The sequence below is a fragment of the Arthrobacter sp. NPDC093128 genome, from assembly GCF_040683875.1.
Classification (GTDB): domain Bacteria; phylum Actinomycetota; class Actinomycetes; order Actinomycetales; family Micrococcaceae; genus Arthrobacter.
The window spans coordinates 125,358-140,029 of sequence record NZ_JBFBEY010000003.1 but is presented as its reverse complement, the minus strand read 5'-3'; the positions used below and the strand labels follow the sequence as shown (position 1 = coordinate 140,029).

The 14,672-nt window shown below is 62.1% G+C and carries 11 protein-coding genes; 7 read left to right on the top strand and 4 right to left on the bottom strand.

Annotated features, from left to right (window positions below; genetic code table 11):
* Positions 1-153: 153 nt before the first annotated feature.
* The gene (locus AB0N24_RS04445; protein ID WP_364120988.1) at positions 154-987 is read right to left on the bottom strand and encodes a hypothetical protein; all 834 of its coding nucleotides are present in this window, start codon (positions 985-987) and stop codon (positions 154-156) included.
* Between the two features lie 667 nt (positions 988-1,654).
* Between AB0N24_RS04445 and AB0N24_RS04440 the strand changes: the two genes are divergently transcribed.
* On the top strand, positions 1,655-2,143 hold the full coding sequence (locus AB0N24_RS04440; RefSeq protein WP_364120986.1) for a DUF805 domain-containing protein: 489 nt from the start codon (positions 1,655-1,657) through the stop codon (positions 2,141-2,143).
* A 276-nt stretch (positions 2,144-2,419) separates the two neighbouring features.
* On the opposite strand, the gene AB0N24_RS04435 is transcribed toward AB0N24_RS04440, so the two are convergent.
* Both AB0N24_RS04435 and AB0N24_RS04430 read right to left on the bottom strand, forming a co-directional pair.
* A complete protein-coding gene (locus tag AB0N24_RS04435; protein ID WP_364120983.1) occupies positions 2,420-3,082 on the bottom strand; it encodes a hypothetical protein in 663 nt (220 codons plus the stop codon).
* Positions 3,083-3,124: 42 nt separating this feature from the next.
* On the bottom strand, positions 3,125-3,757 hold the full coding sequence (locus AB0N24_RS04430; RefSeq protein ID WP_364120980.1) for a hypothetical protein: 633 nt from the start codon (positions 3,755-3,757) through the stop codon (positions 3,125-3,127).
* A 244-nt stretch (positions 3,758-4,001) separates the two neighbouring features.
* On the opposite strand from AB0N24_RS04430, the gene AB0N24_RS04425 reads away from it, so the two are divergent.
* From AB0N24_RS04425 to AB0N24_RS04400, 6 genes are all read left to right on the top strand, one after another.
* Complete coding sequence (locus AB0N24_RS04425) at positions 4,002-6,086, top strand: hypothetical protein (protein ID WP_364120977.1); 2,085 nt, start codon at positions 4,002-4,004, stop codon at positions 6,084-6,086.
* Positions 6,086-7,714, top strand: a complete 1,629-nt coding sequence (locus AB0N24_RS04420) for a class I SAM-dependent DNA methyltransferase (protein ID WP_364120974.1) — start codon at positions 6,086-6,088, stop codon at positions 7,712-7,714. The genes AB0N24_RS04425 and AB0N24_RS04420 overlap by 1 nt, the downstream gene beginning before the upstream one ends.
* A 143-nt stretch (positions 7,715-7,857) precedes the next feature.
* Positions 7,858-8,910 (top strand): restriction endonuclease subunit S, encoded by a 1,053-nt coding sequence (locus tag AB0N24_RS04415; protein WP_364120971.1) that lies wholly within the window; start codon positions 7,858-7,860, stop codon positions 8,908-8,910.
* A complete protein-coding gene (locus AB0N24_RS04410; RefSeq protein ID WP_364120968.1) occupies positions 8,907-10,013 on the top strand; it encodes a PDDEXK nuclease domain-containing protein in 1,107 nt (368 codons plus the stop codon). The genes AB0N24_RS04415 and AB0N24_RS04410 overlap by 4 nt, the downstream gene beginning before the upstream one ends.
* Positions 10,010-13,234: a type I restriction endonuclease subunit R gene (locus tag AB0N24_RS04405; protein ID WP_364120965.1), complete on the top strand. Its 3,225-nt coding sequence runs from the start codon at positions 10,010-10,012 to the stop codon at positions 13,232-13,234. The genes AB0N24_RS04410 and AB0N24_RS04405 overlap by 4 nt, the downstream gene beginning before the upstream one ends.
* Before the next feature lie 314 nt (positions 13,235-13,548).
* Positions 13,549-14,337 carry a hypothetical protein gene (locus AB0N24_RS04400; RefSeq protein ID WP_364120962.1) on the top strand — a complete coding sequence of 263 codons (789 nt, stop codon included), beginning with the start codon at positions 13,549-13,551 and terminating at the stop codon, positions 14,335-14,337.
* 119 nt (positions 14,338-14,456) lie between these two features.
* On the opposite strand, the gene AB0N24_RS04395 is transcribed toward AB0N24_RS04400, so the two are convergent.
* Positions 14,457-14,663, bottom strand: coding sequence for a DUF4177 domain-containing protein (locus AB0N24_RS04395; protein ID WP_230118302.1), 207 nt, complete (start codon positions 14,661-14,663; stop codon positions 14,457-14,459).
* Positions 14,664-14,672: the final 9 nt, after the last annotated feature.

The window sequence follows — 14,672 nt, the reverse complement described above, 5'->3', positions numbered from 1 at the left end:
ACGCTACTACTTTCGAACCTCGCAATAGGTTCGGCTCACGATCCCCATCGGACGCATTGTCGTCCAATGAGCAAGCGGCTTGCGCGACATGTTCGGTTGACGAACTTGGCTGTGTCTAGGCGATCAGGAACCTAGCCACTTACCCCTAGTGCGCTATCCGCAAGCCCAGTCGAAGGTATCAGATTCCAGATCGAATTGAGCGTTGCCGCCACCGCCGAAGTTGAGCCCCGAGATCTCTTCCAGTTCGAGGTACCACGGAGTAAGGCCGTCAGGCATCGCCTGGACGGGGAAGGCCGTTCCGCCCAAGTGGCTTATGGCGAAAAGCGGTTCAGCCCAGTCCGCAAGACTGTTCCCACCTGTTGAGTGATTGACATACCCATCGGCGCCGACCTCATCTCCCCTGAGTTCGACGGGGGCCTTGCCAGCATTTGGATCGACGCGCGGAATCAACCAAAAGTCGATGGTCGGCTCGACGACATCCCAAGCATTCGTACCTTCTGACTCGTCCGCATGCTCACCCTCGGCACGAAGATCGGGACGAGGCGCCGTCGGGCCGGCCGCCAACTCATCATCTGTGAGCCAGAGGATCGCGAATTCTCCGTCGATCACGTCTCTACGCCTAAGTAGGCCGGGATGGTCCTCGGTTGCTGCAAGGTCGCGTAGGAACGGATCGGTTGATTCGGCGCTGGCGATGGGAGGTTTGCTGTCGTCTGCGAATTGTCCCTCACCAGCAAATATGGCGATTCCAGGAAACTGTGGCCCACGCCTTTGAAAGTCACCGGGTAGCCAGAGCGTCAGCACATGCATCATGGGCAAACCGGTGTTGAGGCTTCGTGGCCACTGCTCCCAACGAACGCCCGGCCCAAGGCTTCCTGTCCAGCCGGACGGCGGCTGGCTGGGAAGGGCAGCATCGGCAGTTCGCCCCGGCGCCTTGCCAACGCCATTGCCACAACGAAATGCCAGGTTCCAAGCGATCGTCTCAGTCATGGCACCACCATATGAGGTCATGATCCAATCCAAGGAAGCAGTCTGAATCTTTCACGGGGCCTAACGTCCAACTCGCGACGAAGAATCGCTGAAGAGTCTGCAGGGTTAGTGCACCATCAGCCATGAAATTGAACTTATCGAGTGCTTTGGCATCGTGCCCCGCCCCTCGCAGCTATCCAGTCAAAAGGCGTTCGCTGAGGGATCCTGTGGGGAAGGCCCACCGGTTGCGCCTTCAAAAGAGCCCGCTTACGCATCAGCGTCCGGCACCAGCTAATTCTCTAAATAGTGGGATGTCCAGAGCAGGCCAAATCGGGAACTGTAGACTCTCGCTGTGGAGGCGACGCATCATCTTAGAGACCTGCCTGACGGCTGGACCTGGGAAGGTCCCCTTGCCGCCTGCGCTGCATGGCTAGGCGAGGCCTTCATGAAAGATCCGGATGATGACCTCCTGCCAACAGGATGCACAGACGCGCTCCCCATCACCGATCTGGGAGCCAAGAATCCTCTCTGACACGGCTACTCTGAGTTTCACCTTGACGTACGCCGGTACCCTGGCGATGGCCAGCCCACGAGGTCCGTAGCTCCCAGTCAATGGCAAATCAGAGCGAACAAACCCGTCTCCCGTACGATGAACAGGGTCTTATCACTCTGGTCTTTGGGGGAAACTTTGAGCTATCAGCAACAGCAACAGCAACAGCAGCAGCCGTACGCGTCCGCAGCAGGCGGTGAACCGCCGCTTTGGGCGCCGTACTACGGGGCTCCGATCGCGGCGGCGGTCAAGCGGTTCTTCAAGAAGTACGCGACGTTCTCGGGGCGTGCCAGCCGCAGCGAATACTGGTGGTGGACGCTGGTGTCTGTCAGCGTCGGCATCGTCCTGTGCCTCCTCATGTCCCTTACTGGGATCCCCGACTCGAACGGTCAGACGCCCGAGTTTGGAGCAGGGGCAGCCGTCGCCGTTTCCCTGTTCTTCCTCTGGTTCCTGGCGCTCATCATTCCGTCCATCGCACTGACGGTGCGCCGGCTGCACGACAGCAACAAAAGCGGTTGGTGGTACTTCATCAATGTAATTCCGTTCGTGGGTGGAATCATCCTGCTGGTCTTTGTCCTCCTGCCATCCGACCCTGCCGGTCAGCAGTACGACCAGCCAACCAGTTAGTCACCAGCGCGAAACGTCTGGAAGGCCCCACTGTCAGAACGACGGCGGGGCCTTCTGCTGTGCCAGGGGAGGCGGCAGTTGTCGGGATAGGGCCCCGGCCCGTTTACGCCAGCGCCCGTGCGACGTCGTAGCCGGCGGACTTGAGCAGGTTGTTCCGTGACCTCTCGTATCGCCGTGTGGGGTGCGCAGATCCGCGAACCGGGCATGACGCCCCCCACAGCCTCAAGGAGCCCTGCCGCCCAAGGGCAGGGCTCCTTTCGTGTTCCTGGATGAGGGCTACCCCGGAATCTGAACCCGTGCCGCTTCCTGCATCAGCGGATCGGAAATCATCACTGTCGCAGGTCCCGCTGCAATGTCAAAAGCAATGAATCCCCGCGACCTGTCGCCCGGCAGGACCTCTCCGGAACCCAGCTGGTTGTCGGCAAACATGCTGAGGTCAGCCTTCCTCCCATTGGCGTCCTTGGCACTGAAGTAGAACGGGTTGGAGCTGGTTTTGCCGGCTTCCGTCTCCCAGAGAACGTCCAGGAGAAGGTAGGTTCCGTTCTTCGGCGGAGCGGCAAACGCCGTCGTGGTCACTGTGTCCGTCCGGACTGCGGAAACAATCGTGATTCTTGCGACGTCACCGTTCCGCATCTTGACGCTGAATGGCGTACCCACGGAAGGTCCCGCGGGGGCGGCAGCCGGCGGCGCTGCGGCCGGCGCGGCTGATGTTGGTGCGCTCTCCGGCGCCGCCGACGCCACTGGCTCCGCGATTGCCGACGACGCCGCAGGCGCCGGGGTCACGTCGCTGGCCTGCTTGCTGCCACCCGAGCATGAACCAAGGGCAATGCCCAGCAGCAGGACACTGGCGGGGATGACGAAGCGCTTCTTCTTGAAGAACGGCCGGGACGGGCTTGCAGCCGGCTCGACGGCGGGGGGCTGAGGGTACTGCTGGTTCATTGGTGTGCCTTTCATAGGTGAGTGAAATCGTGTGGCGGGAAACTATTGCTTTTCCCATTTGCCGCAGCGGGTTGAATTGAAGTCCTGGCCGGCGGAGAGAGTCACTACGGGGCGCCCACCGCCGGGAATGTCGTTCTCGATGATGTCGCCGCCGTTGCTGCCGCTGCGGTAGATCCCCCAATAGCACGTGGACCCTACGGCAGCAGCGGCACGGTAAGTCCCGGGTTCAACGTCGGAACCGACGGTCCAGGTGCCATCCCCGACCGTGTTGGCAGCTTTCGCCTTCTCGGCTCCCGTTACCGCTTCTTCCCGTGCTTTGACGGCAGCTTCGGCGGTCTTAACCGCAGCGTCAGCCTTCCCCACCTCGGTCTCCTTCGAGGCGACTTTGGACTCGCGCGCCGCCATCCCGTTCTCGAGGGTGTCGTATTTGGTTTTCAAGGCCGAGTAACTGGACTTGGCGGCATCCCGCTCGCCTTCGGCGGATGTCTTCTCCGCCATCAGCGACGCGTACGCATCGCTGGCCCTGGGGTCAGGGAGCGCGGTGCCGGCAGCGGTTGCGCCAACCAGGAGTACGACGGCGGCGATCACCGCGAAGACGCGCTTCCTGCGTCCGGGTTTGGGCTGAGTCGCAGCTGGCGCCTGGGTGAGGCCGTCGCTGGCGTCTGTGTTGAACATGTTTTTCCTCTGCTGGCTGACCACGTGGATATCTGCTGAGCGGCGGCGGGATACCGGTCCCCCAATGCATGGCTCCCCGCCGCCGTCGCAGCTCCGGAAGATGGCTCGTAGCTGCAGAACTGAAGTTACGGCCGAACCAACTATCAGCCGTGAAAATGACTGATAACCCCCGTTATCAGCAGCGACGCAGGAATGTCTTGGTATCCGGCTAGGCTGGGCGGACACCATCGGAAAGGGGGGAACAATGGACGCACCAGCAGACACGCTCCGCATGACAATGTCGGACATCGCTTCCCTGGCGCAGGTACAGCGGCCCGTTGTGTCGATGTGGCGGAAACGAAGCGCCGGCACGGATTCTCCGTTCCCGATGCCTGTTGCCGTTGAGCAGGGCCTCGAGGTTTTCGATGCCGGCCACGTCGCCGGATGGCTCGTTGCCACAGGCCGGGGCAACAACCCGGAAGCCGCAGACGACGTCGCCGCCTTCGCCCGCATGCCGTCCCCGACTGCCGGCCAGCAACCGGGCGGCCGGCCCAACTTCGACGGCTTGACTGCCCTCCTCACACTGAAGGCCATAACGGGAACCACGCTCGGCCGGATGGACAGCCACGACCTGATGGACGCCGCGGACGAATGCGATCCGGACGACCTTTTCATCTATTCGGAGCTGGCAGCCCTCGGCTCCGCACTGCCTTCAATGGCCGACTTCGCAGACCGTCTTGCGGACAGCGCCTACAACCCGGCAGAAGCATTTGAGCGGCTTCTGGCGGACCGTTTCCGGTCGGGCCTCAAGGAACATGCCGATACAGCCCTGACTGACTCCGCGATTGACCTCGTTGCCGCAGCCGCCGTTGAGCTAGCCGTAGCCCTGGGTTCGGACCCGGTGTTCGTTGACTCGTCCAGCTCCAGCGATCTCCTGCTCGAAGTCATCCGGCAGTTCGGGGACTCGGGCCACCTCAATATTGTGACGGCCAACGACGACGGCGGGGCGGCGCGGCTTGTCCGGCGCCGGCTGAGGGTGCATGGAGTTCACGACGCGAAGGTCGTGGAAGAAGATGGCGATGGATTCATTGTTCAAGGCACTGCGGTCCACGTCGCCCAGTACCCCTCCCCCAGCGAACCTGGCATGGACGCCGCCGGCATCCTGTCCGCCGTCGAACGCATAGTCCTCCAGATGGACGATGAGCAGAGGGCAGTCATCATTGCCCCGGCCCGCGTCCTCAGCGATGCGCCCCTGCCACCGTTGGCCACGGAGCTGCGTTCAGGGCTCCTGCGGTCCGGCCGAGTGAGGGCAATCGTGCGCCTTCCTCAAGGTCTGCTGCGGTCCAAGCCGAGGGAAGCCCAGGCGCTCTGGGTGCTCGGGCCGTCGTTTGCGGACGTGGAGATTGCGGACAAGTGGACCATGGTCGCCGACTTGTCCACTCGACGGCTCACTGAAGATGTCGCGCAGGATCTCATTAGCGACATTGTGGCTTCCATGAGCGAACTGCCCACGGTACGCGCGCATTCCTTCCGGTTCGCGCGGCTTGTGCGGACCCGGCAATTGTTGGCAGGGCCTGGCTCATTGGTTGCTGTGCCCCGGCCATCCTCCAGTACCAATGCGGACAAACAACGCCCAGATATTGCTGACGCCCTCGTCCGGATCGACGAACTCGTTCGGCGCCTGAACAATGCCAAGCCGCAAGGCCAGCTCCACGTCGCCGCGTCGCCCGACGAACAGACCACCACCCTCCTGCCCGACACGGTCAAAAACTTACTGGCCGCCGGGCAACTCAGCTACGTGAAAGGCAACCGTCTGCAGGATGCGGACTTCGCCGCGAGTGCGGGCATCAGGGTCATCGGCTCTGCGGAGCTGATCGAGCCGCACTCCGTGCCTCCCCGGCACATCGACCTCCTGCATTTTGCGGCCACGTACCCCTCCGGGCGCCTCACTGAGCCCGGCGACGTCGTGTTCTGCACCAGCCCGCGGCCCGCAGCAAGGGTCGACGTCGAAGGCGGCGCCGTCGTCGTCTTCCCGGCCAGGGTGTTGAGGATCGACGACGGCGATCCCGGCGGTTTGGTGCCCGACGTCGTCGCTGCCGACATCAACAGAACAGCTCCGGCAGATAAGGACTGGCGCAAATGGCAGCTGCGCCGCACGCCGGATACGCAGCGCCAGCCACTACAGAACGCTCTCGCCGAGTTGCAACACGAGCAGCAGGAAGCTCGGCTGAGGCTCGACCAACTGGAAGAACTCGCTACCCTGATTACGGACGGCGTAGCGGGCGGAAGCCTTACCCTGACAGACCCAATCTCCAACCACGCCGCAGCACCAACCGAAGGAACCCACTAATGCCCCCGAAATTGAAGGTGGACCTCGCCCCGTCCACCATGAAGGAACTCAAGGACACCCTCTGGAAGGCCGCGGACAAGCTACGCGGTTCGATGGATGCCTCCCAGTACAAGGACGTCATCCTTGGCCTGGTGTTCCTCAAGTACGTCTCGGACGCGTTCGACGAACGCCGTGACCAGATCCAGGCCGAGCTGGAGGCGGACGGGCTCAACGACGATCAGATCGCCCAGCTGATCGACGACGTGGACGAATACACCGGCCGCGGCGTGTTCTGGGTCTCGGAGCGGGCCCGCTGGACCTACCTGGCGGAGAACGCCAAGGGCCTGCCTGCGATGGACGGCGCCGAGCCAAAGTCGATCGGTCAGCTCATCGATGAAGCCATGGATCTCATCATGGCGGACAACAAATCACTGTCTGCCACGCTCCCCCGCATCTACAACCGGGACAACGTGGATCAGCGCCGCCTCGGCGAACTGCTGGACCTGTTCAACTCCGCGAAATTTACGGGCCAGGGGGCCAGCAAGGCCCGCGACCTGCTCGGCGAAGTCTACGAATACTTCCTGGAGAAGTTTGCCAAGGCCGAGGGCAAGCGCGGCGGCGAGTTCTACACCCCGGCGGGCGTGGTCCGCGTCCTTGTGGAGGTGCTGGAACCCCACCGCGGCCGCGTCTACGACCCGTGCTGCGGTTCGGGCGGCATGTTCGTACAGGCCGAGAAGTTCCTTGAGGCCCACAACATGGAGGGCTCGGACATCTCCGTTTATGGCCAGGAGCTGAACGAGCGCACTTGGCGGATGGCCAAGATGAACCTCGCCATCCATGGGCTGAATGCCAACCTCGCGTCCCGCTGGGGCGACACGTTCGCACGCGACCAGCACCCCGAGCTGACCGGCAACAACGGTGCGGACTTCATCATGGCCAACCCGCCCTTTAACATCAAGGACTGGGCCCGCTCCGAGTCAGACCCCCGCTGGAAGTACGGCGTTCCCCCGGCCGGCAACGCCAACTACGCCTGGATCCAACACATCATCTCCAAGCTCGCCCCGGGCGGCAGCGCAGGCGTGGTCATGGCCAACGGCTCCATGTCCTCCAACTCCGGCGGCGAGGGCGAGATCCGCGCCCAGCTCGTGGAGGCAGACCTGGTCTCCTGCATGGTGGCCCTGCCCACCCAGCTGTTCCGCAGTACCGGCATTCCTGTGTGCACGTGGTTCTTCGCCAAGGACAAGACTGCCGGCAAGAACGGCTCGGTGGACCGGACCGGGCAGGTGCTGTTCATAGACGCCCGGAACCTCGGTTACATGGTGGACCGCGCCGAGCGCGCGCTGTCTGATGAGGACATCGCCAAGATCGCCAACACCTACCACGCGTGGCGCGGGACAGCTTCGGCGGTTGAGGCAGGTCTGACGTACGACGTCGAGGCAGGCTTCTGCTACTCGGCCACCCTCGCCGAGATCAAGGCAGCAGACTACGCGCTGACGCCCGGGCGATACGTTGGGGCCGCTGACGTCGAGGACGACGGCGAGCCGATCGAGGAGAAGATAGCACGGTTGTCAATAGAGCTGTTTGAGCAGTTCGAGGAGTCTGAGCGTTTGGCGCAGGTAGTGCGCCAGCAGTTGGGGCGGGTTTCGTGAGACGCGTTCGAGTCATAGATCTCGTGTCCGAGGGAGTGCTTCGTGTCGAGGACGGTAATCACGGAAATGATCGACCTCGGCCGGACGAATTCGAATCTACGGGGGTTGCGTTCATCCGTGCAGCAGACATGACAAGCGGCGTAGTGAACTTTACGACCGCTGGCCGCATTAATTCTGTGGCAAGGGCCCGCATCCGCAAGGGTGTTGGAGCTCCGGGTGACGTGATCCTCTCTCACAAAGGTACGGTTGGGAAGGTTGCCGTAGCCCCCGACGATTCGCCGGAATTTGTTTGCTCGCCTCAAACTACTTTTTGGCGCAGCCTGGACGAATCTGTCATCAGCCAGGCCTATTTGCGTTACATTCTGGTGTCCTCGGATTTCGCACGGCAGCTCGACCTGTTGAAGGGGCAGACTGATATGGCGCCCTATGTGAGTTTGACCGACCAACGGTCCATGACTCTGACCCTTCCTGACATCCCACAGCAGCGAGCGATTGCCGAGGTTCTGGGGGCGCTCGACGACAAAATCACCGCCAACACCAAACTTGCCGAAGTTTCAGACCAGCTGGCGATCACCATGCTCTTGTCCTTGCAGCCCGCGGTTCCTCTGTCGGTCGTGGTCAGGTACCACAAAAAGACTAAGAATCCTGAATCGATGGGAACGGCAGAGGCCGCACACTTCAGCCTCCCCGCTTTTGACGCGGGTCGGCGACCAGAGGTCACGCCACCGACCGACATTAAGAGTTCAAAATTTTCGATTGAGCAACCGTCTGTGCTCATATCCAAACTCAACCCGCGGTTCCCTCGGGTGTGGGATGTCGCGAACGTTCCGGACATTCCTGCCTTAGCGTCCACCGAATTTCTAGTCCTCGAGCCCCTCTATTCTTCGACGACATTCCTGTGGGCGATGCTCTCTCAGCCGGCTTTCGGACTGGCATTGGAGTCTAAGGTCGCGGGTACCTCAGGCAGTCACCAACGCGTCAAGCCAGCCGACCTATTGGACACTCCTGTGTTAGATCCCAGGGACATGCCGGCGAGTCTCCGCGATCAAGTCACCAGTCTCGGGCGTCGGGGGTCTCAAGCTCGCACTGAAAGCAGCTCCCTGACCCAAATCCGTAACTCACTGCTGCCTCAGCTCATGTCCGGCAAGCTGCAAGTCAAAGACGCCGAAACGGTCTTGGAGGGTGCAGGCGTATGAACCGGGGCGGAGGCGAGATTCAGCCGGGAGCGCGGGAGTACTCCGAGGATACTTCGTTTCCGGCCACTCGGGCGGTCAGTTCCATGCCGGAGTGGTACCCCGAGCTGCTTGCCTCCGTCACCCGGCAAGTCAGCACCGGCCGGTCCAAGGCCATAACTGCGGCGAACCGGGAGCTGCTGGCCAGCTATTACGCCATCGGGCAGGACATCCTGGACCGGCAGAATCTTGAAGGCTGGGGAGCCAAGATTATCGACAGGCTTGCGGCTGATCTGAAGAGCCAGTTCCCTGGGGCCTCCGGGTTCTCGCCGCGAAACCTGAAGTACATGCGGGCGTTTGCCGAAACCTGGCCGGCTGAGGCAATTGTGCAAGCGCCGCTTGCACAATTGCCGTGGTACCACCATCTGGCACTGATCCAGAAGCTCGACGACCCTGGGACACGCCTCTGGTACGCAAATGCCTCTGTTGAACACGGCTGGTCACGCAATGTCCTGGTTCACCAGATCGAGTCGAGACTCCACGAGCGCTCCGGGCAGGCGGTTACCAACTTCTCGGCGACCATGCCGCCGTCGGACTCCGACCTGGCCCAGCAGTCCCTTAAAGACCCGTACGTCTTCGATTTCCTGGCGCTGACAGACCGCCGCAACGAGCGGGAACTCGAACACCAGCTGATCCAGCACGTCGAGAAGTTCCTGCTGGAGCTGGGACAGGGCTTCGCATTTGTCGGCGAGCAGGTCCTGCTGGAGATCAACGGGGAGGAGTTCTTTGCTGACCTGCTGTTCTACCACCTCAGGCTGCGCTGCTACGTGGTCATCGAGCTCAAGGCCACCAGGTTTGAACCCGGTTTCCTCGGGCAGCTGGGCATGTATATGGCAGCCGTCGACGACCTGTTGGCCCACGCCGACGACAAGCCCACCATCGGCCTCCTGCTGTGCAAGGAAAAGAACAACGTGGTCGCCGAGTATGCGCTCCGGGGATACAAAACACCGATCGGTGTCGCCGAATGGACCGACACCGTGGTCAAGTCGCTGCCCGAGGAATTCAGCGCCAGCCTGCCCAGCATCCGCGAGCTCGAAGCCGAACTTTCGCAGGACATTTCAGAATGACATCCGGTCCATCAGGGGGAACCACCGTGACATCAGCACCCGCCGTAGCCTTTTCCGAAGCCGAGTGGGAGGGCATGGCCCTTGAGCTTTTGGCCGAGCCGCTCGGCTGGGGGCCGGTGTCCGGGCAGGCCATCGCCCCCGGCATTGGCGAGCGGGACACCTGGGATGAACTGCTGATCCGGCCCCGGCTGCTCGCCGCCCTGCAGCGGTTCAACCCGACGGTTCCGGCCCAGTACCTGCAGCAGGCCCTCGCCGAGATTGCCTCGCCCAAATCCAACGATGCCATTGCCGAAAACCACCGCATCCACGACTACCTCGTGGACGGCTACCGGCTCAGCTACGTCGACTCAGACGGCAATGAGGCCAACCCCACCATCCACCTGCTGAGCCAGGATCCCGACCAGAACGACTGGCTCGCCGTCAACCAGGTCACCCTGGTGCAGGGTGACTACAAGCGCCGCTTCGACCTCGTCCTGTACTGCAACGGCATGCCGGTGAGCGTCATCGAGCTGAAGAAGGCCGGCAGCGCCACCGCTGACGTGGCTTCGGCGCACGCCCAGCTGCAGACGTACCTGCGCGAGTTCCCCATGGCGTTCCGCTTCTGCGTGTTCACGCTCGCCTCGGACGGGATCCAGGCCAAGTACGGCACGCCGTTCACTCCCCTCAATCACTTCTCGCCCTGGAATGTAGACGACGACGGTCTGCCGGTCGCTCCCGGTTACATGGAGGACGGCGTGGCCGTCACGGCACTGGAGACAGCACTCAACGGCCTGTACAACCAGGAGCGCTTCCTGCAGCTGACTCGCAATTTCACTGCCTTTGATGGCGGCTCGGACGGGCTCATGAAGCGGATCGCCAAGCCCCACCAGTACTTCGCCGTGACCAAAGCGGTCGGCAGCACCGTCCAGGCGGTGGAAAGCAACGGCAAGGCCGGCGTCGTCTGGCACACGCAGGGTTCGGGCAAGTCCATGGAAATGGAACTCTACGCCAACCTGGTGGCACGGCACCCCAAGCTGAAGAACCCCACCGTGGTGGTCATTACGGACCGTAACGAACTCGACGGCCAGCTGTTCGAGGGCTTCGACCGCAGCCTGCTGCTGGCGGAGTCACCGAAGCAGATCCGTAAGCGGTCGGAGCTTCGGGAGGAGCTGAGCAACCGCACTACCGGCGGCATCTACTTCACCACCTTGCAGAAGTTCGGCCGCAGCAAGTCGGAGAAGGACGCCGGCTCGGACCACCCGCTGCTCTCGGACCGGCGCAACATCATCGTGGTGGTGGACGAGGCGCACCGCTCCCACTATGACGACCTGGACGGCTACGCCCGCCATCTCCGCGACGCTCTCCCGCACGCCACGCTGATCGCGTTTACCGGGACACCGATCTCCTTCGATGACCGCAACACCCAGGACGTGTTCGGCGAGTACATCGACATCTACGACCTCTCACGCGCAGTCGAGGATGGCGCCACGGTGCCGGTGTACTTCGAACCGCGGCTCATCAAGGTGGGCCTGGCCTCGGAGCTGACTGAGGAGATCCTTGATCAGGCGGCCGACGAGGCCACACTGGGCCTGGACGATACCGAGCGGGCACGCATCGAGGCTAGCGTCGCCGTCGTGAACGCCGTCTACGGCGCACCGCAGCGGATCGCGGCGCTGGCCGCGGACCTCGTGACGCACTGGGAGAACCGCAGCGCCAGGATGGTCAAGTACATCGAGGCACCGGGCAAGGCCATGATCGTGGGCGGCACACGGGAAATCTGCGCGAAGCTCTACACGGCACTTGTTGAGCTTCGGCCCGACTGGCATTCGGATGACCTCGCCAAGGGCAAAATCAAGGTGGTCTACTCCGGCACTGCATCCGATGTTCCCCCGGTCTCCGACCACGTGCGCCGCGACTCGTTGAACGCTGTGGTGAAAGAACGACTCAAGGACGTCGACGACGAGCTGGAACTGGTGATCGTCAAGGACATGATGCTCACCGGCTACGACTCCCCGCCCCTGCACACCCTGTACCTGGACCGGCCGCTCAAGGGCGCCCTGCTGATGCAGACCCTGGCCCGCGTGAACCGGACATTCCGCGGCAAGGAGGACGGGCTGCTGGTGGCGTACGCTCCGCTGGCGGAGAACCTGGCTAAGGCGCTGGGCGAATACACGAAGGACGACCGCACGAACAAGCCGGTGGGCAAGAACATTGACGAGGCTGTTGGCTTGACGGTTTCGTTGGTTGATTCACTTCGTGGGCTGCTCGCCGGCTACGACTGGAAGGCCGTGCTGATGAAGGGCGGCCCGAAGGCGTTCCTGAACGCGGTCACCGGCGCGGTCAGCTATTTGCGCAGCCCCGGGACGCCCGGCAACCAGCCGGCCGACGGCGAAGAGTCACTGGCCGCGAAATACCGCAGGTTCTCTGGCCAGCTTTCACGGGCCTGGGCGCTGTGTTCCGGTTCTGAAACTCTGGCGGAACTGCGGCCGGAGATCCAGGTGTACGAGGAGATCCGCGTTTGGATGGCGAAGTACGATGCCGCCGACCGACAGGCCAGCGGCGAGCCGGTACCGGAGGAGATCCAGCGACTGCTGGGCAATTTGATCGCGTCCGCGACGTCCTCGGGCGAGGTACTGGACATCTACGAGGCTGCCGGCATGCCGAAGCCGTCGCTGGATGACCTGACGCCGGAATTCATCGCGAAGACGCAGCAAGCGCGAAACCCGCAGCTAGCCATCGAGGCGCTGCGGAAGCTTATTTCCGATGAATCAGCGAAGGCGACCCGAAACAACGTCATCCGCCAGCGGGCGTTCTCAGAGCGCATTACCGAGCTGATGAGGAAGTACACCAACCAGCAGCTGACGTCGGCCGAAGTCATCGCGGAGTTGGTGGAGCTGGCCCGCGAAGTGGCGGCCGAGGGCAACCGCGGGGCGCACTTCACTCCCCCACTGAACTCTGACGAGCTGGCGTTCTATGATGCCGTGGCCTCAAATGAGTCCGCCGTGGAGGTCCAGGGCGAAGGCGTGCTCGCGGACATCGCCCGCGAGCTGGTGTCCGTGATGCGCCGCGACGTTCGGACGGACTGGACCGTGCGGGATGACGTCAAGGCTAAGCTCCGCTCCTCAATCAAGCGCCTCCTGGTCCGGTTCGGGTACCCGCCGGACAAGCAGCCCGAGGCGATCAAGCTGGTCATGGAGCAGATGGAGTCGATGGCACCGCGGTTCGCCGAGGCTCGGTTGTAAGGAAACGGGGAACCAACAACTAACTTCCGCCCGTACCTTTCCCTTGAACCGTTCACCCAGAGCCGGCGCGTACCGGAAAGAACGGTCTTAGCAGAGCTTCGCCCGAACCAGACCACACCTGAAAGGACACCCGGATGGGTATATCTACTTTGTCCCGAAAATTGCTTTGGGGCCGCGCGGCGAGCCATTGTGCGATGCCCTCATGCCGTAGAACGCTTGCCCATCAGTCCGACTTCAACGGCGACGCCGTTCTGGTAGGCGAAGAGGCTCACATTGTGGCTAAGAGCCCCGATGGGCCCCGCGGGGATTCCCCTTTGTCGCCGGAGCAGCGTGATGGGTACAGCAATCTCATACTGCTCTGTCCGACTGACCACGCGCTTATAGACAAGGCCCCGGAGGACTTCTCCGTTGGTTTCCTGTTGGATATGAAGGCGCAGCACGAGGCGTGGGTGAGAAGTACCCTTGGGGCCGCGTCCAATCCCGCAGATGAAAAGTGGGCAGCCCTGGTCGATAATCTGACGGCCAGGCTGAGCTTGGATACATGGCATGCCGACGTTAGCTCCGTACTCAGCGGCGGAGAAGCAAGCATGGCTGTCTCGACAGAAGAACGACTACGTGCCTGCTTGCATTGGATTGCCACACGGCCGTGGCCGAAAGGCCATGACGTCCTGCGAAAAGTGATTGAGACTATCGGGCACTTTATAAATGAGCTACTAAGCACCTTTTCCGAACATACCGATCCAGACCGTAGTGGCGAGCGTCTCCGCTTCAAGGCTTTCTATAAGATACGCGCTTGGGACAAAGAGCTGTATGACTCACTTCTCAACGAATACAAGGAACGTCGCGAATATCTCGCCGATACCGTTCTGGAGTTGACCCGGTACGTAAACCTGTTCAGCGATGTCGTCAGGGACGAGATTGATCCGGATTTCAGAAATGAAGAGGGGTACGCCACGCTCATCATCGAAGGTGCGATCCTCCGGTTCGATACCCACGTCCCGCGGTTCACGCAGGAGGAGATATCGGAGATCAGAGCCTCCGAGCATCCATTTCAGGAATTCGGCGAAGTCCGCTTGGCACGAACCCCCCGTTTCTCTTGGTGACCGGATAGCTTCCTACCTGCCACGTGCTCCGCTCCGAGCAGACGTTATCGGCCCAGAGGTGTACTGGATCCTGATACCAGGCTTGAAGTCTTCTTCACAGCTCGTTTTGCGACAGGCGATTATCCCAGGCTCTCGAACACCATCGTTGCCTGGATGCGGTCACCGCCGCCGAGACCTTTGCTCCCGCTGCTCGCAGTCGTTATGGTGTGGAGCCGGTAGCCCTTCGCGGCCTGGTCATTGATGGTCTTCTCCAGAGAGGTCAGGTTGCCCGAACCCGTTCCCCACAGTTTTTCTTTGAGGATCACCTGCAGGACGACATAGTGCATTAGGGGTTT

Excerpts from the sequence above, each read along its gene's own strand:
- AB0N24_RS04445 (WP_364120988.1), bottom strand. The coding sequence starts at position 987 with ATGACTGAGACGATCGCTTGGAACCTGGCATTTCGTTGTGGCAATGGC.
- AB0N24_RS04435 (WP_364120983.1), bottom strand. The coding sequence starts at position 3,082 with ATGAACCAGCAGTACCCTCAGCCCCCCGCCGTCGAGCCGGCTGCAAGC.
- AB0N24_RS04430 (WP_364120980.1), bottom strand. The coding sequence starts at position 3,757 with ATGTTCAACACAGACGCCAGCGACGGCCTCACCCAGGCGCCAGCTGCG.
- AB0N24_RS04425 (WP_364120977.1), top strand. The coding sequence starts at position 4,002 with ATGGACGCACCAGCAGACACGCTCCGCATGACAATGTCGGACATCGCT.
- AB0N24_RS04420 (WP_364120974.1), top strand. The coding sequence starts at position 6,086 with ATGCCCCCGAAATTGAAGGTGGACCTCGCCCCGTCCACCATGAAGGAA.
- AB0N24_RS04410 (WP_364120968.1), top strand. The coding sequence starts at position 8,907 with ATGAACCGGGGCGGAGGCGAGATTCAGCCGGGAGCGCGGGAGTACTCC.
- AB0N24_RS04405 (WP_364120965.1), top strand. The coding sequence starts at position 10,010 with ATGACATCCGGTCCATCAGGGGGAACCACCGTGACATCAGCACCCGCC.
- AB0N24_RS04395 (WP_230118302.1), bottom strand. The coding sequence starts at position 14,663 with ATGCACTATGTCGTCCTGCAGGTGATCCTCAAAGAAAAACTGTGGGGA.